Source organism: Anaerobacillus sp. 63XJN7_5_ISO-PGPR-S23-430, from assembly GCF_056173695.1.
This window is the reverse complement of record NZ_CM149686.1, coordinates 379,646-400,681: the sequence shown is the minus strand read 5'-3', so window position 1 is coordinate 400,681 and position 21,036 is coordinate 379,646. Positions and strand designations below refer to the sequence as shown.

At 40.4% G+C, this 21,036-nt stretch carries 20 protein-coding genes and 1 pseudogene; 9 read left to right on the top strand and 12 right to left on the bottom strand.

The features are described 5' to 3' along the window. Positions 1–26: 26 nt before the first annotated feature. The 7 genes from AC0VYJ_RS02180 to AC0VYJ_RS02150 all read right to left on the bottom strand — a co-directional run bounded on the left by AC0VYJ_RS02180 (position 27) and on the right by AC0VYJ_RS02150 (position 5,766). Positions 27–752, bottom strand: a complete 726-nt coding sequence (locus tag AC0VYJ_RS02180; protein WP_306558473.1) for a TerC family protein — start codon at positions 750–752, stop codon at positions 27–29. 88 nt (positions 753–840) lie between these two features. Continuing rightward, the gene (locus AC0VYJ_RS02175) at positions 841–1,419 is read right to left on the bottom strand and encodes a TerD family protein (RefSeq protein ID WP_475366409.1); all 579 of its coding nucleotides are present in this window, start codon (positions 1,417–1,419) and stop codon (positions 841–843) included. 71 nt (positions 1,420–1,490) lie between these two features. Beyond that, the gene (locus tag AC0VYJ_RS02170) at positions 1,491–2,072 is read right to left on the bottom strand and encodes a TerD family protein (RefSeq protein WP_194222367.1); all 582 of its coding nucleotides are present in this window, start codon (positions 2,070–2,072) and stop codon (positions 1,491–1,493) included. A gap of 30 nt (positions 2,073–2,102) precedes the next feature. After that, positions 2,103–2,708 carry a TerD family protein gene (locus AC0VYJ_RS02165; RefSeq protein ID WP_475366408.1) on the bottom strand — a complete coding sequence of 202 codons (606 nt, stop codon included), beginning with the start codon at positions 2,706–2,708 and terminating at the stop codon, positions 2,103–2,105. 261 nt (positions 2,709–2,969) lie between these two features. Beyond that, positions 2,970–3,638, bottom strand: coding sequence for a vWA domain-containing protein (locus tag AC0VYJ_RS02160; RefSeq protein ID WP_475367443.1), 669 nt, complete (start codon positions 3,636–3,638; stop codon positions 2,970–2,972). Positions 3,639–3,653: 15 nt separating this feature from the next. After that, positions 3,654–4,688: an ATP-grasp domain-containing protein gene (locus AC0VYJ_RS02155; RefSeq protein ID WP_475366407.1), complete on the bottom strand. Its 1,035-nt coding sequence runs from the start codon at positions 4,686–4,688 to the stop codon at positions 3,654–3,656. Positions 4,689–4,959: 271 nt separating this feature from the next. Beyond that, entirely contained in the window at positions 4,960–5,766 is an 807-nt protein-coding gene (locus AC0VYJ_RS02150) for an alpha/beta fold hydrolase (RefSeq protein ID WP_475366406.1), read from the bottom strand. A gap of 214 nt (positions 5,767–5,980) precedes the next feature. Here AC0VYJ_RS02150 and AC0VYJ_RS02145 point away from each other — a divergent pair, with 214 nt between their 5' ends. Next, complete coding sequence (locus AC0VYJ_RS02145) at positions 5,981–6,358, top strand: PH domain-containing protein (protein ID WP_427391586.1); 378 nt, start codon at positions 5,981–5,983, stop codon at positions 6,356–6,358. Positions 6,359–6,436: 78 nt separating this feature from the next. Here the strand turns inward: AC0VYJ_RS02145 and nhaC are convergent, their stop codons facing one another. From nhaC to AC0VYJ_RS02125, 4 genes and pseudogenes are all read right to left on the bottom strand, one after another. Continuing rightward, a complete protein-coding gene (gene nhaC, locus AC0VYJ_RS02140; RefSeq protein ID WP_475366405.1) occupies positions 6,437–7,870 on the bottom strand; it encodes a Na+/H+ antiporter NhaC in 1,434 nt (477 codons plus the stop codon). A gap of 84 nt (positions 7,871–7,954) precedes the next feature. Continuing rightward, positions 7,955–8,209 (bottom strand): biotin/lipoyl attachment domain-containing protein, encoded by a 255-nt coding sequence (locus tag AC0VYJ_RS02135; protein ID WP_475366404.1) that lies wholly within the window; start codon positions 8,207–8,209, stop codon positions 7,955–7,957. 46 nt (positions 8,210–8,255) lie between these two features. Further along, positions 8,256–9,545, bottom strand: a pseudogene (locus tag AC0VYJ_RS02130) (Glu/Leu/Phe/Val family dehydrogenase). 27 nt (positions 9,546–9,572) lie between these two features. Beyond that, positions 9,573–10,775: an ornithine--oxo-acid transaminase gene (locus tag AC0VYJ_RS02125; RefSeq protein ID WP_475366403.1), complete on the bottom strand. Its 1,203-nt coding sequence runs from the start codon at positions 10,773–10,775 to the stop codon at positions 9,573–9,575. Between the two features lie 297 nt (positions 10,776–11,072). On the opposite strand from AC0VYJ_RS02125, the gene AC0VYJ_RS02120 reads away from it, so the two are divergent. From AC0VYJ_RS02120 to AC0VYJ_RS02100, 5 genes are all read left to right on the top strand, one after another. Next, entirely contained in the window at positions 11,073–12,449 is a 1,377-nt protein-coding gene (locus AC0VYJ_RS02120) for a sigma-54 interaction domain-containing protein (RefSeq protein WP_475367442.1), read from the top strand. 179 nt (positions 12,450–12,628) lie between these two features. Beyond that, complete coding sequence (locus AC0VYJ_RS02115) at positions 12,629–14,362, top strand: LytS/YhcK type 5TM receptor domain-containing protein (RefSeq protein ID WP_475366402.1); 1,734 nt, start codon at positions 12,629–12,631, stop codon at positions 14,360–14,362. A 3-nt stretch (positions 14,363–14,365) separates the two neighbouring features. Continuing rightward, positions 14,366–15,094: a LytR/AlgR family response regulator transcription factor gene (locus AC0VYJ_RS02110; RefSeq protein WP_283153128.1), complete on the top strand. Its 729-nt coding sequence runs from the start codon at positions 14,366–14,368 to the stop codon at positions 15,092–15,094. Positions 15,095–15,231: 137 nt separating this feature from the next. Next, on the top strand, positions 15,232–16,689 hold the full coding sequence (locus tag AC0VYJ_RS02105; protein WP_194222389.1) for a carbon starvation CstA family protein: 1,458 nt from the start codon (positions 15,232–15,234) through the stop codon (positions 16,687–16,689). A 65-nt stretch (positions 16,690–16,754) separates the two neighbouring features. After that, positions 16,755–16,904 (top strand): hypothetical protein, encoded by a 150-nt coding sequence (locus AC0VYJ_RS02100; RefSeq protein WP_283153130.1) that lies wholly within the window; start codon positions 16,755–16,757, stop codon positions 16,902–16,904. A 49-nt stretch (positions 16,905–16,953) separates the two neighbouring features. Here the strand turns inward: AC0VYJ_RS02100 and AC0VYJ_RS02095 are convergent, their stop codons facing one another. Then, positions 16,954–17,781 (bottom strand): nucleotidyltransferase, encoded by an 828-nt coding sequence (locus tag AC0VYJ_RS02095; RefSeq protein ID WP_475366401.1) that lies wholly within the window; start codon positions 17,779–17,781, stop codon positions 16,954–16,956. A gap of 176 nt (positions 17,782–17,957) precedes the next feature. On the opposite strand from AC0VYJ_RS02095, the gene AC0VYJ_RS02090 reads away from it, so the two are divergent. The 3 genes from AC0VYJ_RS02090 to AC0VYJ_RS02080 all read left to right on the top strand — a co-directional run bounded on the left by AC0VYJ_RS02090 (position 17,958) and on the right by AC0VYJ_RS02080 (position 21,024). Continuing rightward, on the top strand, positions 17,958–18,200 hold the full coding sequence (locus AC0VYJ_RS02090) for a hypothetical protein (RefSeq protein WP_475366400.1): 243 nt from the start codon (positions 17,958–17,960) through the stop codon (positions 18,198–18,200). Between the two features lie 188 nt (positions 18,201–18,388). Next, positions 18,389–19,339: an L-lactate dehydrogenase gene (locus AC0VYJ_RS02085; RefSeq protein WP_475366399.1), complete on the top strand. Its 951-nt coding sequence runs from the start codon at positions 18,389–18,391 to the stop codon at positions 19,337–19,339. Positions 19,340–19,371: 32 nt separating this feature from the next. Further along, positions 19,372–21,024: a lactate permease LctP family transporter gene (locus tag AC0VYJ_RS02080; protein WP_475366398.1), complete on the top strand. Its 1,653-nt coding sequence runs from the start codon at positions 19,372–19,374 to the stop codon at positions 21,022–21,024. Positions 21,025–21,036: the final 12 nt, after the last annotated feature.

The window sequence follows — 21,036 nt, the reverse complement described above, 5'->3', positions numbered from 1 at the left end:
AGCACCCGCGTCTCCTCCTCTTTATATTATTCGTTCTCTTTTGCTGATGCTGTTTCTTCAGCGTATGGTCGATTTTTATTGTTAATGTAATGAACAACAAACGTTCCAAGGAAGGCAAGCACGATAATACCAAAGAAAGCAACGTGCGGGATTTCAATATGGAACACGCTTAAGAACATTTTCACTGAGATGATTGCAATTAATACAAACGCTGTATTTTCCATTTCAGGAACTCTTTCAATCAACTTCAGAAATACACCCGCTACTGTTCTCATAAGAAGAATACCAATCATACCTCCGAGTAACAGTACCCATACTTGTTCTGAAATAGCTAGTGCAGCTAAAATACTATCAGCAGAAAACGCAATATCCATTAATTCTACTGAAATAACAGTTGCCCAAAATAAACCAAAGGTTCGAACAAGCCAGGTATCCTTTTTCATACCCTCCGTACCTTCTTCTTCACCTTTACTTCTAAAGTGTTGAATTACAATCCACGCAAGGTATGCGGCACCAAATACTTTGATCCACCAAAATTTAATAAGATACATACCAATACCAATAAATAAGAATCGGAAGAAATATGCCCCTATTAACCCATAGGTTAGCGCTTTTCTACGTTTTTCTGGTGGAAGGTGTTTAACCATAACGGCAAGTACTAGTGCGTTATCAGCTGATAGCAGCCCTTCTAAAAGCACCAGCGTACCGATAAGTCCCCATGAAACAGGGTCAGTTAAAACTTCTCCCCACATTTCCCAATCAAAGAAAGAGGCATATGTGTTTAGAATTTCTTGTAAGATTTCCACTTGATGTTTCCTCCTAATGTCAACTAGCTAAGCCTTAAACCTCAAGGCCATAATTTTTACAAAGGGATGCAAGTCCACCTGAGAACCCGCTACCTATTGCATTGAATTTCCATTCGTTACCGTGTCGATATAGTTCACAAACGACGACGGCTGTTTCAATTGAAAAATCTTCGCCAAGGTCAAATCGCAATAGCTCTTCTCCAGAAGATTCATCCGCAAGACGAACAAATGCGTTTGATACTTGTCCAAAGTTCTGGTGGCGTGTTTCAGCATCATGTATCGTGACGGTGATCCCAATTTTATCAACATGCGCAGGAATTTTTGAGAAGTCGACGATCAGTTGTTCATCATCTCCATCACCTTCACCTGTTCGGTTATCACCTGTATGAATGACTGATTTACTTGGATGCTCTAAGTTGTTATAAAAAATAAAATCCAGATCGTCCTGACAACGATTATTTGCATCAACTAAAAATGCCGATGCATCTAGATCAAAGTCAGAGCCTCCCTGGTATTTGTTCGTGTCCCAACCAAGCCCAATAAGTCCTTTAACGAGTCCTGGATTAGTCTTTGTTAAATCAATTCTCTGTCCTTTAGATAGTTGAATTCCCAATGTGATCCCCCAATTCGCGTTTATATTGGAATGGCAAGAGGGAGGCATCCCTCTTGCCAAAAAAGAAGAGTTTATCCGACTTGTAAACCAAAATCAGTTGCGATTCTAGCAAGTCCTCCCTGATAACCAGATCCTACTGCAGAGAATTTCCATTCGCCATTATGACGGTAAAGTTCTCCAACAATAATCGCTGTTTCAATCGAGAAATCTTCTCCAAGATCATAACGAATGAGCTCTTCGTTTGAATCTTCATTTAGAATGCGTACAAATGCATTAGATACTTGTCCGAAATTCTGATTACGCGCTTCAGCATCATGTATCGTAATGACGAAAGAAATTTTCTCAATTTCAGCTGGAACATCATGAAGATGAACTTTTACTTGTTCGTCATCTCCTTCTCCTTCACCAGTACGGTTATCGCCTGTATGAACAACCGAACCGCCGCCACCTTCTGTTTGATTATAGAAAACAAAATCTTTATCAGAAGAACACTTACCAGTGCTGTCTAATAGGAAGATACTTGCGTCAAGGTCAAAGTCATTTCCGCCATCGTATTTATTTGTGTCCCATCCAAGTCCTACAATAACCTTTGATAGACCTGGATTTGTTTTTGTTAAATCTACTTTTTGTCCTTTAGATAATGATACAGCCATGCTCGTCAACCCCTTTAGAATTTTAGTAGTTTAATATTTTTTTGCAATGTCGCTTAAGCCAGCATCGTTCGTTCCATTACCAATCGCGGCAAATTTCCATTCACTGCCGTGGCGATAGATTTCTGCTACAAAGAGGCTTGTCTTACCAGAATAGTTATCTGTGAGATTAAATTTAATCATTTCTTCTTGATTCGACTGGTTTACTACGCGAATAAACGCATTTTGAATCATACCAAAATCCTGTTTGCGTTTCACAGCATCATAGATATTTACTACAAAAACGAGTTTTGTAATACGCTGTGGCACCTTACTGAGATCAACCATAATTTGCTCGTCATCACCGTCTCCAGCACCAGTCAGGTTGTCACCAGTATGATTGATACTTCCGCATGCGCTTTTTAAGTTACCGAAGTAAATTAAATCTTTTTTAGAAGTTAATTTGTCGTCCTCGAGCATAAGGAGAGAAGCATCACAGTCAACGTTAGCGCCGCCGCTTCCGCCTCCAAAAAGACCGCCTAGAAGACCACCTTTCTTTTGCTCAACTGGATCCCAACCAAGGCCAACCATAATTTTCGATAAGCCGGCATTTCCTTTTGTTAAGTCAATTCGTTGACCTTTCTGCAAAGAAATTGTCAAATCGTTTCACTCCTGTTAGTAGATTTAAGTTAAATATGAGATGGTGCGTGTTAAGTTTAATAGTTAACTGCCTATTCTGTAATACGTGCCTAGATTCAGAAAGTTTCATGTTTCAACAAAAAAATTGTTTTTAACTAGAAAAATGAATTCTTTCTATTTAAAACTAACATATTTTCAGCTAAAATGAATCCTTTAACCATTGAGCAACAACGATAAAATGAAAAGATTTTGTCGATTCTGTTAACATAGGGAACTAGCTACTTACTGAATAACTCTTTTATCCTTTGCTTCCTCCAACCAATCAGGAAATTCATTTAGAAGATTATTGTACAACACTTCATCACTTGTCCGGTCAATATCTCCTATATGGAAGAAGTTGGCGTTATCAATGAACCGTCCCGTCATTGTGTCCAATTTCTCAAGTACATCGAAGTTTGAATCTCCTATACCAATAAACTGCCAAAAAAGAGGTTGGTCTGAAGATTCGACAATGGCTTTCTTAATTCCACGTTTACAGCCCCCATCATTAATAAATACAATGAACACGGGCTCTTTCGATGGATCTTCTTCTACGTATTTACTAATGACATCTTCCATAACGAGAGGTTCATCATTTCGACCAAATTTATGAACGAGATCGTTCGAAAGAATTTGACGATCCACGTAACCTTCGAAATCAAATTCTGTTACAGGCTTTAATCGACTAAACTCATTATCGTATACCCATACATCTAGTGAACCATCATCATCGAATTGACTTGCGACTGCAAGAACTCGCTCGACGACTTTTTGAACGACGCCTTCTTTGTATAGTTTCCGCATTGAACCACTAATATCAAGGACAAGACCTACTCTAGCTACAACTTGATCTAAATTCTTTTTCTTCAAAATAATACCAGCGTTTTTCTTCATTAATGTAATACTCATCAGAGTGCCTCCTTTAAATTAAGAAAGAATAACTTCTTTTTCTATATGGCTAGCGCGAACACCCATTTCTGGATTTAAATTAAGGAACGGATTACCACCATTTTGCAACAGTTTAATCGCTTCGTACGGGATGTTTACGCCCGATAAGCAGCTAATATTCAATCCCCCAGCCATCCTTGGGTTAATTTCAAGAAGCTTTGGAATTCCATTGCTGAACTTAACTTGAATATTTGAGATGTAATCAATGTTATATTCCTTATGAATAGCTCGTGCAATCTCTAGTAACTCTTCATTGTTCTCAAGTTCTCTTACTCTTCCCTCAACTTTCTTACGAGGGATAGCAAGATGCTGCTCTCCATCATACGCAAGACAATCGATACTATACTCATAACCATCTAAGTACTCTAAGACCATTAAGTCTTGGAACGAATCTTTCTGACTTAAAATAGAGCAAGCTTGCTCTATTGAAATTCTTCTAGATACCCCACCCGTAAGAAGTTCTTCAATCGTTTCCTGCCCCTCACTAATAACCCGAAAACCATTGGCACCTTCACCAATCACAGGTTTAAAACAGACAGTATGACCTTTTTTACGAAGATGTTGATAAGCTTTTTTGAATTCTTCTACATTGGTAACTACTGCGTAATCTGGAATAGGAACGAGCGATGTCTTTTTCTCTGCTTCCTTTGTAAGAATGGATTGGTACATAGCCGCTTTATTATCCATAAGAGCCATTAATTCTGCGTCACATACGAGAACTTTTACACCGATGCTGTGAAATTTCGAAAGGTTTTTCGAGATGAGGACATTTTCTTTACGAGGTATGAACAAATCGATGTTCTTTTCAGCACAAACTTGTAGACAATACGCAACGTACGCATCGCCACTAATATCAGGTTCAACAAAAGAATGATCGCAATACTGTAAATACAAAGCATCTTCGTTCGGGTGTGAACCATACACTTCAAATTCTGCTCCATCTTCGTTTTGTCGAATTAACTCTATGTAATGTGCCACAGTAGTAAACCATCTATTAAACCAAATTTTTGTCATGTTTGACTCCTTCTTTGCTGTGAAAGTTGTTTCTTAATTCAGCTAATATAGTTAGCTTAACATGAATACTTATCTCGAGATTTCACCCTCCCCGTTTATCATTTCATTCCAAATTTAAACATTCGACAGGTTTCGAAATTCTCCTCTATCTAGCAAAAAATAAAGTGCGAACCTTAATAGGTCCACACTCTATTCTTAATTAAACGTTTATTTAATTTCTAAGCTTTTATTATTTCGACAAAATTTGAGCTTAATCGGGCGGTGACAGGCACTAATTTAAACCTCCAATAAACTCATCAACAACTCGATTAAACTTATCAGCTTCTTCTATAAACGGACAGTGACAGCTTTCTTCAAACAATTCAAGTTTCGAGTTAGGGATCGCTCGATTTAAGTGCTCCCCTGCTGCTACTGGGATGAGCTTTTCTTCTTTTCCAAAACACAATAGCGTTGGTTTCGTTATTTGGTTTAAATAAGGGCGGCAGTCAATGATGGATTGATCGAAAAGAATCGCGCTTGCAATGGAAGCAGGCATTTTGGTTGTCTCTGCTAACATCCACTCGAGCTCAGATTCAGACAAATCTTTTTTAAACATCAATGGAATGAATCCTTGAAGCAAACCTTTTTGATCCGATTGAATCTCTCTCATCATTCCGGTGAGTGCCGGTAGATCAAATGCGCCTATTTCAAAATCTGGCCACTTAAAATCCGATGCTAGCTCATCAACAATAACTGTCCCCTTCACGTTATCCTCACCGAACTGCTGCAAGTATTCCCATATTACAAATGCCCCCATTGACCATCCAACTAGCATTACGTCCTTAAGATGAAGCTGGTCAATAAATTTCTTCAGATCACGAGCATAGTTTGCCACTGTGTGCCCTGTTTGAACGTGTGAGGATTGGCCATGACCTCTTAAATCTAGAGAAATCGCACGATACTTTTGTCTAAAGTACGGAAGCTGCTTTTTGAAAAAGCGGCTACTCATCCAAACGCCATGAATGAAAATCACAGGCTGCCCCATACCAACATCTTCATAATAAAGCTCTACATCATCTTTAATATTCAAAAATGGCATTGTTACCCCTCCTATAAATAAGAAATAATTGCCGTTAATCCTGATCGTATAGCTAACTCGTATTTATCACGAGCATCATACGATACGTATGCAAGAACCTCTTCTTTTATCCATATATTGCTCGACAGCATTCGAGCCCGTTCGGGTGGTGACAGGCACTACCTATGCTAGAATATGAGGGAGAACATAATACAAATGTGAAGGAGGAGTTACAATGGGTATTTTAAGCGGATTTATGGGGAATGCTTCAACGATGAAGAAAGAAGATGTGCAAAAAGAGCTATCTACCATTCTTTCAGAAACAGAAGAGGTGAATGCTGCATTTAAGCTTGTGAGGGATTTAATCGTCTTTACAGATAAACGCCTTTTGTTTGTGGACAAGCAAGGCATGACAGGTAAGAAAGTGGAATATCATTCTGTTCTATACAAGAGCATTTCGCACTTCAGCATTGAAACGGCAGGACACTTTGATCTTGATGCAGAGCTTAAAATCTGGATTTCCAGTTCACAGACTCCTACCTTCTCGAAGCAGTTTAAGAAGGATGATAGCATCTACACAATTCAAAAGATACTTACTGAACTTTGTGGATGAGTTCCAAAAAGATAGAAAAGCAGAATCCCTTTCAGAGGGGATTCTGCTTTTCATATTTTCCTTAAAATACCTAACCTATTATCCAACATCCTCTACCTTATCCTCATCCTCTACCCAATTCATTCTCTCTTCTTTCGTCATATAAGCAATTGTTAAACCACTCCACGCAAAGGCAATCGAAAGAATAGGAACAAGGTAATTTAAAATCGCATATGGCGCATAGTCAATTACAGACACTCCCAACGTACCAAATATAAATACAGCACATGTGTTCCATGGCACAAACACAGAAGTTAATGTCCCACCATCTTCAATCCCACGTGATAAATTTTTCGGATGAAGATTTAGCTCTCTATATCTCTTTACATACATTCTGCCTGGGAGTACGACTGAAATATACTGCTCTGCTGTTAGAACATTGGTCGCAAATGCCGACATCACCGTCGTCGTTAATAAGCCCTTTGCTGTCTTCGCTATTTTAATAATTTGAGTTACGATTGCATTAAGCATTCCCGTATTCTCCAGTATTCCACCAAACGTCATCGCACAAATAACGAGTGATACGGTGTACATCATGTCGTCAATACCACCACGATTAAAAAGTTCATCGATTGTTGCGTTTCCCGTCTCGATGGAAAAGCCGTTTTGTAATGTATTCACAGCTGTTCCAACATCGCCACCCTGTACAAAAATGTCTGCTAGAAATCCTAGTATAATACCAGCCATTAGGGACGGAATTACGGGTACCTTTTTGGATACCAATACGATGACGAGTGCAGGCGCTAAAAGCAACCATGGCGAAATAACGAAAGAATCTTGTAGCACTTTCATAATGGATTCGATTTTCTCAAAATCAATTTTATTAGAGGAAAACTTTGCACCTAGATACCAGTACACGCTAAGCGCAATGATAAACGCCGGAATGGTGGTATACGTCATATGCTTGATATGCTCGAATAAATTCGCTCCAACCGTTCCAGAAGCTAGATTCGTTGTGTCTGATAGAGGAGACATCTTATCGCCAAAATAGGCTCCAGAAATAATCGCCCCAGCGACCATACCTGAAGGAATCCCCATACTCATTCCGATTCCCATTCCCGCAATGCCGATTGTTCCCATCGTTGACCACGAACTTCCAGTCGCAATTGAGACAATCGCACAAATGACGGCAATAGAAACTAAGAAAAAAGCAGGCGAAATGAGCTTTAAGCCATAATAAAACATCGTTGCAACAATTCCCCCGCCAATCCACGCTCCTATGACAATCCCGACAAGAATGATGATAACCACCGCTGGCAATGAAAGACGGATACCTTTATAAATACTAGATTCAATTTCACCCCAGCTATAACCAACAAACCACGCTATGAAAGCGGATACAAAAGCACCTAAAATAAGAGGGATGTGCGCACTTCCTTCAAACACGACAATGGTAAAACCCATCACAATAATCATGGCTATAAACGGTATAATTGCTAAACCAAAAGTCATCTCTTTGCCGCTTTTCCTCATTCGCTTACCTCCAATTTGACTGCCCACGGTCTACTTATGTACCCTTTCCGCTTATACAGAAAAGGGTGTTGCGTTTCTATCACTTCAATCGCTCCCGGTTATTAACAAATCATCTCTCAATGTTCCTAGCACTGTAACAGGTGTAATCTCTTCTCCCTGACTCACTTCTATTGAAAGGAGATGTCCACTCGCCCCAACATTAACGTGTTCAAGTTTACCTTCTACTGTCTTAACTAAAAACAATGTTTCCCACTCATATACGTGATCCAATGGCTGTGTAACGACTTGCTCAATTGTTCCAGAGTAAGGACTGTTGATTGTATGAACGATCTCATTCATTTTTTTCATCCTCCCTTTCGTTACAGTCATTTAAAAGCCGCTCGACCTAAACCCAACCTCGAAACTTTGAAGCTTCTGCCATCTTTCGAATTCCTGCCATATAAGCTGCTAACCTTGTATCAACGTGGTAAGTTTTTGAGATTTCATAAACTTTCGCAAAAGACTCAACGATCACTTTTCGCAACCTTGCTTCTACTTCTTCCTCTGTCCAATAATATCCCTGATTGTTTTGAACCCATTCAAAATAGGAGACTATCACACCCCCTGAACTTGCAAGCACATCGGGAACAAGTAAAATGCCCCGCTTTGTTAAAATTTTAGTGGCCTCGATTGTTGTCGGTCCATTCGCAGCTTCCACTACTATGGAAGCTTTAATAGCTGAAGCATTGTCGATGGTGATTTGATTGGAAATCGCCGCCGGAACTAGGATATCGCAGTCTAGCTCAAGCAGTTCCTTGTTCGTAATCGTATTCTTAAACAACGTTGTCACCGTTCCAAAACTATCGCGGCGATCTAGCAAGTCATCAATATCTAATCCATCGGCATCATAGATCGCACCATAGGCATCGGAGATCCCAATAATTTTAGCTCCTGCATCATGCATGAATTTCGCTAAAAAACTACCAGCATTTCCAAACCCTTGAATTACGACGCGCGCTCCCTATAGCTTGATTCCTTTCTTTCTAGCAGCCTCTTCAATACAAATCGTTACGCCACGAGCTGTTGCTGTTTCCCTTCCATGAGAGCCACCAAGCACAACTGGTTTACCCGTAATGAATCCCGGAGAATCAAATTCACGAATCCGACTGTATTCATCCATCATCCAGGCCATAATTTGAGAATTTGTGAAAACATCTGGAGCAGGTATATCTTTTGTTGGACCAACGATCTGGCTGATCGCGCGAACGTAACCACGACTCAACCGTTCCAATTCTCGGAATGACATCTCACGAGGATCACAAATGATCCCGCCCTTTCCTCCGCCGTAAGGTAAATTGGCGATTCCACACTTTAAACTCATCCATAAAGATAAAGCCTTCACTTCATCTTCATTCACCTCTGGATGAAATCGCACCCCACCTTTTGTCGGTCCCACCGCATCATTATGTTGGGACCGATATCCGGTAAAAATTCGAACCTTGTCATTATCCATTCGAACGGGAATGCGGACAGTTAGCATTCTCATTGGTTCTTTTAAAAGTTCATACACCTCATCTGAATAGCCAAGTTGATCCAGTGCTTCCTTCACAACGATTTGAGTGGAGTAAAATAAATTCAGTGATTCCGTATCTTGTTTTTCAGCCTGCTTTAAATGTTGGCTAACTGCCGCTTCCATGTAGACACCTCATCTTATTTATTGTTCTTACTTGGACAACACATTTACGATTTTAGCTATGGCCCAATCAAGATCTTCTCTTGAAATGATAAGCGGTGGCGCAAATCGGATCACCGTATCATGCGTTTCCTTACATAAAAGCCCTTCTTCTTTTAACTTTTCGCAGTAAGATCTTGCTGGCTTTGTTAATTCAACTCCGATAAATAATCCTTTACCACGTACTTCTTTAATTAGAGGGTTATCGATTTCCTTTAATTTTTCTTGAAAATAGTTTCCAAGCTCGAGTGACCGCTGAGCTAACTGTTCGTCTTCTAAAACTTCAAGAGCAGCAACGGAAACGGCACAGCCAAGCGGATTCCCACCAAATGTGGATCCGTGTGAGCCAGGATTAAAGACACCAAGAATCTCTTCATTAGCAGCAATACATGAGATTGGGAAGACGCCTCCGCCTAGCGCTTTTCCAAGAATGTAAATATCCGGTTCAACATTTTCCCAATCGCACGCAAATGTTTTACCCGAGCGCCCAAGACCAGCTTGAATTTCATCTGCAACGTAAAGCACATTATTTTCTTTACAAACATCATAAGCTTCCTTTAAAAAGCCTTCTGGAGGAATGACAATCCCTGCTTCTCCTTGAATCGGTTCAAATAGGAAAGCAGCTGTATTTGGTGTAATGGCATTTCGTAGCGCATCAATATCACCGTATGGAATCAATTTAATTCCCGGTAACATTGGACCAAATCCTCTCTGGTATTCAGCCTCAGAAGAGAGAGATACAGCCGTCATTGTACGTCCATGGAAATTTCCGACACATGCAATAATTTCAGCCTGATTTTCTGAAACGCCTTTCACATCATAAGCCCAGCGTCGCACCGTTTTAATAGCGGTTTCCACTGCTTCTGCCCCAGTGTTCATTGGAAGAACTTTTGCTTTATTTGTTAGCTTTGCTACCTTCTCATAAAACGGAGCCAATTGGTCGTTATGAAAAGCTCGGGATGTTAATGTAATGCGATCTGCCTGGTCCTTTAAGGCTTGAATAATTTTCGGATGACGGTGTCCTTGATTAACTGCTGAATAAGCACTCAACATATCCATATATCGGTTACCTTCAGGGTCTTTCACCCACACCCCTTCTGCATCCGTAATAACAATTGGAAGCGGGTTATAGTTATTCGCTCCAAATTGGGTTGTTTTTTCAATCACATTCTCAGTCGTTGTTTGTGTCTTCATGTTCTTCCTCCTTTAAAAGTTCGCCTCACCTAGAGGAGCAAAAAGAACTTCGCTCTCCCTCTCCTTAGTAACAAGCAAGTTTTATGCCAACTTTTTAAAACGATTAAATCTTAGGAAGGACGGGGATTATTCAATTTCACCATGCAAAACCTCTTTGCATACAATTGATTTATTTTGCATGTGTGTGCAAAATAATATTGCAATCCATGTACTTCCATACATACAATAGCGGTAGTAACAAAGGAGGTACGTAACTTGGATAATGAAACGGAGAACGATTGGAAAGCACTTAAAACTATGAATCATGTATACAAAAAAATCATCGATGAAATCGACGTCGGCGTTCATGTGATTGATGAAAAAGGCAAAACGATCATTTATAATCCTAAAATGATGCAAATTGAAGCCATGGATCGTCAGGATGTTGTTGATAAATATTTATTAGATGTCTTTATGTTCTCAGCGAATGAGAGCAGCACGCTTGTTAAGGCACTTCAAAAAGGCATCGAAACGTCGAATGTGAAGCAAACGTATTTCAATAATAAAGGGAAAGAAATCACAACAATTAACAACTCATTTCCCATTTTAGAAAATGGAACTATTAAAGGCGCTGTCGAGATTTCTAACGACGTAACAAAGCTTGAACGGTTAATTCGTGACAATATGAATCGAAAAGGAAACACTCGATTCACATTCGATAGCATTATTGGAGATAGTCTTGCCATTCAAGAAGTGATTGAGAATACAAAACGAAGCACACGAACATCGTCGTCTGTTTTGATCGTTGGGGAAACCGGAACAGGAAAAGAATTATTTGCTCAAAGCATCCACAATGGTAGCCACCGTTCTTCCGCTCCGTTTATTTCGCAAAACTGTGCTGCCTTACCTGATAATTTGATTGAAAGCCTTCTGTTCGGTACGAAGCGAGGCGCATTTACAGGAGCAACTGAGCGACCAGGCTTATTTGAACAAGCAGAAGGCGGGACGTTATTACTTGATGAAATTAATTCTTTAAGTATGAATTTACAAGCGAAACTATTGAGAGTCCTACAGGAAAAAACAATTCGGCGCATTGGTGACACAGAAGATAAGGCCATTGACGTTAGAATCATCGCTACAATGAACGAAGATCCCATTGAAGCCATTGCGAAGGAACGAATGCGTAAAGACTTGTATTACCGACTTGGGGTTGTGACTCTATTTATCCCTCCACTTAGAGAAAGGAAAGAGGACATCTCTTTATTAGTGGATTCGTTTATCTCAAAATATAACGATCTCTTTCAAATGGATGTTAAAGGAGTAGATACGGAAGTCTCTGAATCATTTCAAGCTTACGACTGGCCAGGGAATGTACGAGAATTAGAACATATTATTGAAGGGGCAATGAATTTAATGATGAGCGAAGACATCATACACTATTCTCATTTGCCCATTCAGTATCGAAATAAATCGCCATTACAAAAAGAAAGGCATTTGATTGAGGCTAATCAACTTACCATACATCATTCCAATCAAATTATCCCATTGAAAGAACAAATGGAGAAAGCTGAAAAAGTTTATATCCAAAAGGTGCTTCAAGAAAACAAAAACAATATCTCAAAAACCGCAAAAGTGTTAGGTCTAAGTAGACAAAGCTTGCAGTACCGGTTAAGGAAATTTGATATTCAAACGTAAAAATAAGAGGCTAGATGAAATCGTAGCTTATGTGTGAGTGATTCGCCTTCTCTCTTCCATCCATTTTATCTCTTCATTAAAACACGTATAATAAGAAGTAACCGCTTTATCATTCGACAGAATTTGACTTAAACCGGGTGGTGACAGGCACCAGAAAGACCAGAAAGGAGCTTTCCCTCATGTTCGAACTCTTGCTTACGATGCTAGAGCGACTTGGCATTATCGTCACAATTGCGTTTGTGCTAACCCGCTTTCGCTTCTTCCGAGATATGATATACAGCGATCAGCTTGCTCGTAAGCAGCAGTATGTTGCGATTGGCTTCTTTGGTTTCTTTGGGATCATCGGAACATATACAGGATTAACATTTAGTACAGATTCACTCCAATTTAATTCATGGCCACTTGAAGTTTCTTCTGACGAAGCCATCGCGAATTCAAGAGTAATCGGAGTCGTTCTTGCTGGACTTCTTGGTGGAAAGAGGGTTGGATTTGGTGCAGGGCTAATTGCAGGGATTCATCGCTATATGCTTGGTGGATTTACAGCAGTAGCTTGTGGACTTGCCTCCATTATTGCTGGACTTATCGCTGGCTCTCTACACAAACGAAACCGTCATGTAAAACTTCGATCAGCCTTTATGATCGGTGCAGGTGCAGAAGCCGTTCAAATGCTCATTATCTTGCTTCTTTCAAAACCGTTTCAAAATGCCATGGCTCTTGTAGAAGTGATCGGAATTCCAATGATTCTCGCAAACGGAATTGGCTGTGCTCTCTTCCTCCTTATCATAAAAAATGTTGTAAACGAGGAAGAAAAAGCTGGTGCGCTTCAGGCACAGAAAACCCTTCGTATCGCAGATCAAACACTTGGTTATCTAAGACAAGGGCTTTCTGAGACTTCAGCTCATGAAGTCTGTCAGATTCTTCATCGAGAAATTGAAGGTAGCGCAGTAGCGATAACGGATCGTACACACATTTTAAGTCACGTTGGCCTTGCGAACGACCATCATCAATCAGGACACGAGATTCAAACGACCATTACAAAAGACGTGATTCATAAAGGTGAAATTGTTATAGCAAATGATCAAACCATTCACTGTGCTGAGAAGAATTGTCCGCTTGGAGCAGCCATTATTGCTCCCCTTAAACAGCGAGGTAAAACAATCGGCACGCTAAAATTCTATTTCCGATCGGAAAAAGAGATCACCCATATTATTACTGAGCTCGTTCTCGGTCTCAGCAATCTTCTTAGTAATCAGTTAGAAATAGCTGAAGCGGATAAAGCCTATCAGCTTGCAAAAGAAGCCGAAATCAAAGCATTACAAGCACAAATCAGTCCGCACTTTCTTTTTAATTCACTGAATACAATTATTTCGTTAATTCGTATTGAACCTGATAAAGCACGTAAATTACTCGTTTCCCTTTCACACTTTTTAAGACAAAATTTATCTGGTACTACAGCGAACATGACCTCGCTTAACCAGGAGTTAAAACACGTGAAAGCCTACCTTGAAGTGGAAGAAGCACGATTTGTAGACAGACTAACCGTTAAATATACAATCGATGAAAGTGTATTATCCGTCCAATTACCTCCACTCACGTTACAGCCGATTGTTGAGAATGCTATTAAACATGGTATCAAAAATAAGGAAAACGATTGTCTTGTTGAAATTGCAATTGCTCAAAATCCAAACGGGGTTACTGTTTGCGTAACTGATAACGGTGAAGGGATTTCCCCTGATCGTTTACCAGAGCTTGGTAGAGTACACGTGTCGTCAGAAATTGGTACAGGGCTTGGCCTCTATAACGTTAATCGTCGCCTAACAATGCTATTTGGAAGCGAAGCAAGCCTTGCCATTCATAGCGAGCCTTGCAACGGTACAACCATTTGCTTTTTGATTCCACTAATGGAGGACTAATAGATGAACGAAATGAAATGTTTAATCGTGGATGATGAACGATACAGCCGCCAGGAACTCGTTCATTTACTCTCACATTTTAAGTCGATAAATGTGATCGGTGAGGCTGATTCAGGTGAAACAGCAGTGATCAAAGCACTTCAACTTCAACCAGATGTTGTTTTTCTTGATGTTGAGATGCCCAAAATGAATGGGATGGAAGCAGCAAAAGCCTTATTGGAACTTAAGAAATCTCCTCTAATCGTTTTTGCGACCGCTTATCCTGAATTTGCTGCAGAAGCTTTTCGATATGAAGCGATTGACTATCTTCTGAAACCCTATGATGAAGAACAGCTTCATCAAACCGTACAACGTCTAGAGAAGTTGATGCAAGTATCTACTAAAGAAGAACCTCCGCCAAAGAAAGGCAAGCTCTCAGTTGAACTAGAAGGTGAGATTCATTACCTCGATCCCAATGATATCCTCTTTATTTTTCGCGATGAAAAAGTCTCACGGATCGTTGTAAAAAATGGCGAGTACGAAGTGAAGATGGCGCTAAAAGAACTTGAAAGCCGACTATCCTCCTTTTCGTTTTTTAGAATTCATAAAGGATATCTAGTTAATCTTCACTACGTGACGCGCCTGACCCCATGGTTTAATGGTGCTTATCAGCTTGAATTAGAAGGTGTTCGAGAAAAGCTTTCTGTAAGTCGTAATTATGTAAAAGCACTACGTACAGAACTTGAATTGTAATTCCGAGTGCATTTCAGTCTTTCATACAAACATCTCAATCCAACTTTCAGACATGTTAGAGCGGAATTAATCCATTCCTCCCTCTCATCTCTTATACTTTATGTAAACGCATACATTGTACGGAAAGGGATGGTTTCATGTATACATTTCTAGCAGGAATTGCACTTCTTATAATTGGTTATTTTACTTACGGAAAATTTGTTGAGAAAATTTTTGGCATTAAGGAAGCACGTCAAACCCCCGCCTATACGCATCAGGATGGCGTCGATTACCTTCCAATGAACACGAAGAAGAACTCCTTGATTCAATTATTGAACATTGCAGGAGTTGGTCCAATCTTCGGCCCGATTCTTGGTGCACTCTACGGGCCAGTCGCTTTTCTCTGGATCGTATTTGGCTGTATTTTCGCAGGAGCTGTTCACGATTACCTTACAGGAATGATCTCCATTCGTAACAGGGGCGCTCACTTACCTGAACTTGCAGGAAAGTTTCTTGGAAAAGTGATGAAGCACGTTGTGAATGCTTTCGCTGTGCTACTTCTCCTCCTAACAGGAACGGTGTTTGTCACAGCACCAGCTGGACTATTGAACAACTTAATGAACGGCTGGGCAACAATGGGTCTTATTCTAGGAGCGATTTTTGTTTACTATATCCTAGCTACATTGCTACCGATTGATAAAATCATTGGACGCTTTTATCCGATTTTTGGTGCGCTTCTTCTTATTAGCGCACTCGGCGTTGGTGCTGGACTTGTGTTCACTGGCGCACCGATTCCTGAAATCACGCTAAGTAATTTCCACCCTGACAACGCACCAGTCTTTCCGTTGTTATTCTTAACAATCTCTTGCGGCGCACTTTCTGGATTTCACGCTACACAAACGCCAATCATTTCGCGTACAACGCAAAATGAAAAACAAGGTCGCAACATTTTCTACGGAATGATGATTGCAGAAGGTGTCATTGCAATGATTTGGGCTGCTGCTGCTATGAGCTTATTCAATGGACCGGTTGGGTTAAATGAACTGCTTGCAAATGGTGGTCCCGCTGCGATTGTAAGTGAAGCTTCTACTCTCATGCTAGGTGCGATCGGTGGAACGCTTGCCATTCTTGGTGTCATCGTCCTTCCAATCACGTCCGGCGATACAGCCTTCAGAAGTGCTCGTATGATTATTGCAGATTACTTTAATTACTCTCAGCGTAAAGTAACAAATCGCCTCTGGATCGCACTACCGCTTTTCGTTGTCGCATTTGGGCTTACGAAAATTGATTTTACCCTTCTGTGGAGATACTTCTCATGGGCTAACCAGTCTACAGCGATGATTGCCTTATGGGTTGGCGCGATGTACTTGTTTATTGCGAAGAAAAACTACTGGATTGCCATGATCCCAGCAATTTTTATCACAATGGCAACGACAACTTACATTCTTAATGCACCAATCGGCTTTCGCTTACCAATGAATGTCGCCTACATCGGCGCAACCATCATTACGATCGGCGTTATTGTAGCTTTCTTCTACTCTGCTCGTAAGCAACGCGCTGCCAACATTCCACTAGAAATCGACATTTCCGGTTGGGATAAGGATAGCGTTGCTTAAAGGGATACATTGAACAGAGAATCCCCTTTGACGGATAGCGTATTAAACCGAAAAGGTGTGATGATATGGGCTGCTGCCAATCGAAAGATAAAACGACTCTTGAAGAGGAAGAAGAACGTATTAATGAGAAGGGAAAAGAACAGCTCCCTCTCTTTGGAAAAGTGATTCTTAGCGTTTTGTTTCTTTGCGGAATTGCGCTAATCACCTATTTATGAAATTTTAAAAAGGGAGCGAGATCGAATCCATGATCTCGCTCCCTTTTTACTACTCAATCGAAAGATGCCGAACTCTTTCAGGGTTATACTCATTTAGCCAATCATTCGCTTCTTGAATAAGCCATTTCCCATACTGATCCAAAAAATGAGTAATCTCTTCTCTTGAGGATGTAGGAAATACAGCGTATGTTAAGGCTTGTTTCATATAAGACTCTTTATGTGGATAAAAATTACTAAACAGCTTATAAGCTGGATAAAGGTCTCTTGTATACATTGGATCTTTCTCCATCACAAGCGCGAGACCGCTCCGGACAATGATTTTCATAATCCATCCGCAGCAATCCGCTATATCTTCAATATCTTCATTTCCAACAAGATCGCTTTTTGCCTGAACGATGTGGTTTTCTAGCTGAATCAGATGATCATTTGCAAGAGCTCTATGTGGCTTGAACCTAGGAATAGCTTTTGCCACATCTTTTCCATAAACACAGAGACTGGACGTTTTCAGCATGAATGGAATGATTGAAAAGGAAGTTAACCCCTCTAACTCTTTAGCTGAATAGAAACTTATCTCACACCCATTTAACCATGGAAATTCATCAACTAATTGTTGATTCAATAATTCAGCTACTTGCTCATTCCCGTTCTCTGTTAAAACAATGAGATCCAGATCAGACACACCTTCTATTCCTTTCCCCTTTGGCACTGATCCTCTTAAATAAATACTGCTTAAAGGCATAGCTATAGTTAAAATCTCCACAGCACGATCGATCGCGTTTCGATAGTTTCTATTGATTTTCTCCCAGGACGTATCATTTACAAGGTACCCCTTATGATCGACTTGATAGAAAGACCCAATTTGTTTAATACCGTCCATTTCATCCCTCCTTCTTTCTATCCTTATCATAGCTACTTTATTCCTTTTACAAAAGAGCCGTTATTTTGTTTCAGCTCCATTCCTGTCCAAACCCCATCTATCTGAATTTCATAAAGTAATAATGCACGATCTAAGAGTTTCCCGACTCTTACATTTAACAAGAAAAGAGGAATAACATGTCTTATCACGACGAATTCACTAAAAACGCTGGTAGGTGTATAGCCATTCGCTGTCATGATGGCAAAACGCATTACGGTTACATCGATCATTGTGACCGCGACAATGTCTATCTTCGACCAATGGATGGCCAAAACGATGGTCCAGGCTTTGGAAGCTACTTCTTTTTCGGAGCGGCTCTCATTGCAGTCGGTCTTGCCTCCATCGCCGCTTATAGCTGGTCACCTTTCTTTTTCTGGTAAAAAGCAAAACGCTCAGATTTTGAGCGTTTTTTTACATAGACTTCTCATGTAATCATATTTATTTTACCTTATAAAATTAATTTTTCATGTAAACCTTTTCATGTGATCTTTGTCACATATGAGCAATTAAATCCACGTTATATTATGTATGTGAAAGACATCACATACAATAGATTGGTGGAATTAATATGAAAAACGAACGATATACAACTAGAGTTGCTGTCATTGGAACTGGATTTGTTGGGACAAGCTATGCTTTCGCCTTATTAAATCAAGAAGTAGTAAATGAAATGGTGCTCATTGACTTAAATAAAGAAAAAGCTGAAGGAGAAGCAAGAGATTTAAATCACGGGATGCCGTTTGGATCAGCTATGAGAATTTGGGCAGGGGATTATGAAGACTGTCGAGATGCTGACATTGTCGTAATTACAGCCGGCGCAAATCAGAAACCTGGGGAAACGAGACTTGATCTTGTTGAAAAGAATGTAAACATCTTCAGGGGAATTGTTACTGCCGTTATGGAGAGTGGTTTTGACGGACTATTCATCGTTGCAACGAATCCAGTAGATATCCTCTCTTATGCTACATGGAAATTCTCTGGTCTACCGATGGAACGCGTTATTGGTTCTGGTACGATTCTTGATACCGCAAGACTTCGTTACTTAATCGGCGATCATTTCAAGGTCGATTCTAGAAATGTACATGCTTATATCCTCGGCGAGCATGGCGATACGGAGCTTCCAGTATGGAGCCACGCTACCATTAGTAGCCGCCCAGTAACGAAAATGCTATCAGAAGAAGAGTTGCCAGTACTTGACGAGATTTTCACGAACGTCCGCGACGCAGCTTACCACATTATTCATCGGAAAGGCGCAACTTATTACGGTATTGCAATGGGACTTGTACGTCTGACCAAAGCGATTCTAAGAAACGAAAGCTCTATCCTAACGATTTCAACATTGATGCAAGGTGAATATGGTCTTAATGACATCTATATTGGCGCACCTGCCATTATCGACAGAAACGGTATTCGAGAAATTGTAGAGCTTGATCTCACAGAGACCGAGATGAAACAACTGCATCATTCTGCAAGGACGTTACGCGAAGCAATGAAACCCTGTTTTGAGACGGTTAAATGAAACCCTACTATAACACATAAGAGGTGATCCCCATGGAAACATGGACACAAGTATATGACCCATTTAATAACATCTGGCTATCCGCTTTTATTGCTCTTATTCCGATTTTCTTTTTCTTTCTTGCTCTTACAGCATTTCGAATGAAAGGGCATATCGCTGCTACTGTTACAGTGATGCTCGCTATAGTGATTGCGATTCTCTTCTATGATATGCCTATTACGATGGTTGCAGCGACAACTGGTTACGGTTTTGCATTTGGCTTATGGCCAATTTCTTACATCGTAATTGGAGCTGTCTACCTTTATAAACTTTCTGTAAAAAGTGGGCAATTTGATATTATCAGAAGTTCCATTGTATCCATTACGGACGACAAACGAATTCAAATGTTACTCGTCGCCTTTTCATTCAATGCGTTTCTTGAAGGCGCAGCTGGTTTTGGCGCACCGATTGCCATTACAGCCGCCCTACTTGTCGGACTTGGATTCGAACCACTTAAAGCAGCTGGACTATGTTTAATCGCTAATACAGCTAGCGGTGCTTTTGGCGCAATGGGCATCCCAGTCATTGTTGCTGGTCAAGTAAGTGGACTCGCCCCAATGGAAATTGGGCAATTTCTCGGCACGTCTCTTCCCTTTATCTCTTTCACAATTCCATTCCTACTCGTCGTCATTATGGATGGTATGAAAGGCTTGAAAGAAGTATGGCCACCAGCTCTCGTTGCCGGTAGCACATATGCCATTACGCAATGGGCGACAGTCACATTTATTGGACCTGAACTCCCTAACATTACGTCTTCCATCGTTAGTTTAGTAGCCGTAGCTGTATTCGTGAAAATATGGCATCCAAAAATGCAACAAACTCAGGGAATTAACCCTGAAGTGGAGGCACAACTGGCTGTTTCTCTTGACCCTGATGCTCAACTAACCGCAGGTAGAATTTTAAAAGCATGGTCTCCATTTATTGCGTTAACAGGAATGGTAACAATCTGGAGTTTAAAACCTTTCAAAAATTTATTTGTAGAAGGCGGATTACTTGAAGCAACAATTCTTCAAATTCCTGTACCTGGACTCCATAATCTCGTCATTAAAACAGCACCAATTGTAAGTGAACCTACACCATATGGGGCGATGTTGAAACTTGATCTTCTTTCAGCAACAGGAACAGCCATCTTCATCGCTGCGGTCCTATCTATTTTCATTCTTAGAATGAGTCCTAAAGCAGCGCTAGAAGCTTTTGTTGAAACAATAAAAGAACTTCAAAAGCCCGTACTTACAATTATGATGGTGCTAGGATTTGCCTTCATTGCAAATTATAGTGGCATGAGCTCTACATTAGGTCTAGCTCTTGCTGCAAGCGGAGGTGTCTTCCCATTCCTTTCTCCACTCCTAGGATGGCTTGGCGTATTCTTAACTGGTTCTGTTACGTCTAACAATGCTTTATTCGGGAACTTGCAACAAATTACTGCTCAACAAATTGCTGTTCTTCCAATGGTTCTCGTTGCTGCGAATACTGCAGGTGGCGTGATGGCAAAAATGCTATCTCCTCAGTCTATCGCTGTTGCAACAGGTGCGGTTGGCCTAGTAGGACGAGAAGGAGATCTCTTCCGTTTCACTCTCAAATATAGCTTCGTCTTTTTACTCATCACCGGGGGCATCACTTTTGCGCAAGCGATTTTCATAAGTTAACCATTTATTTTA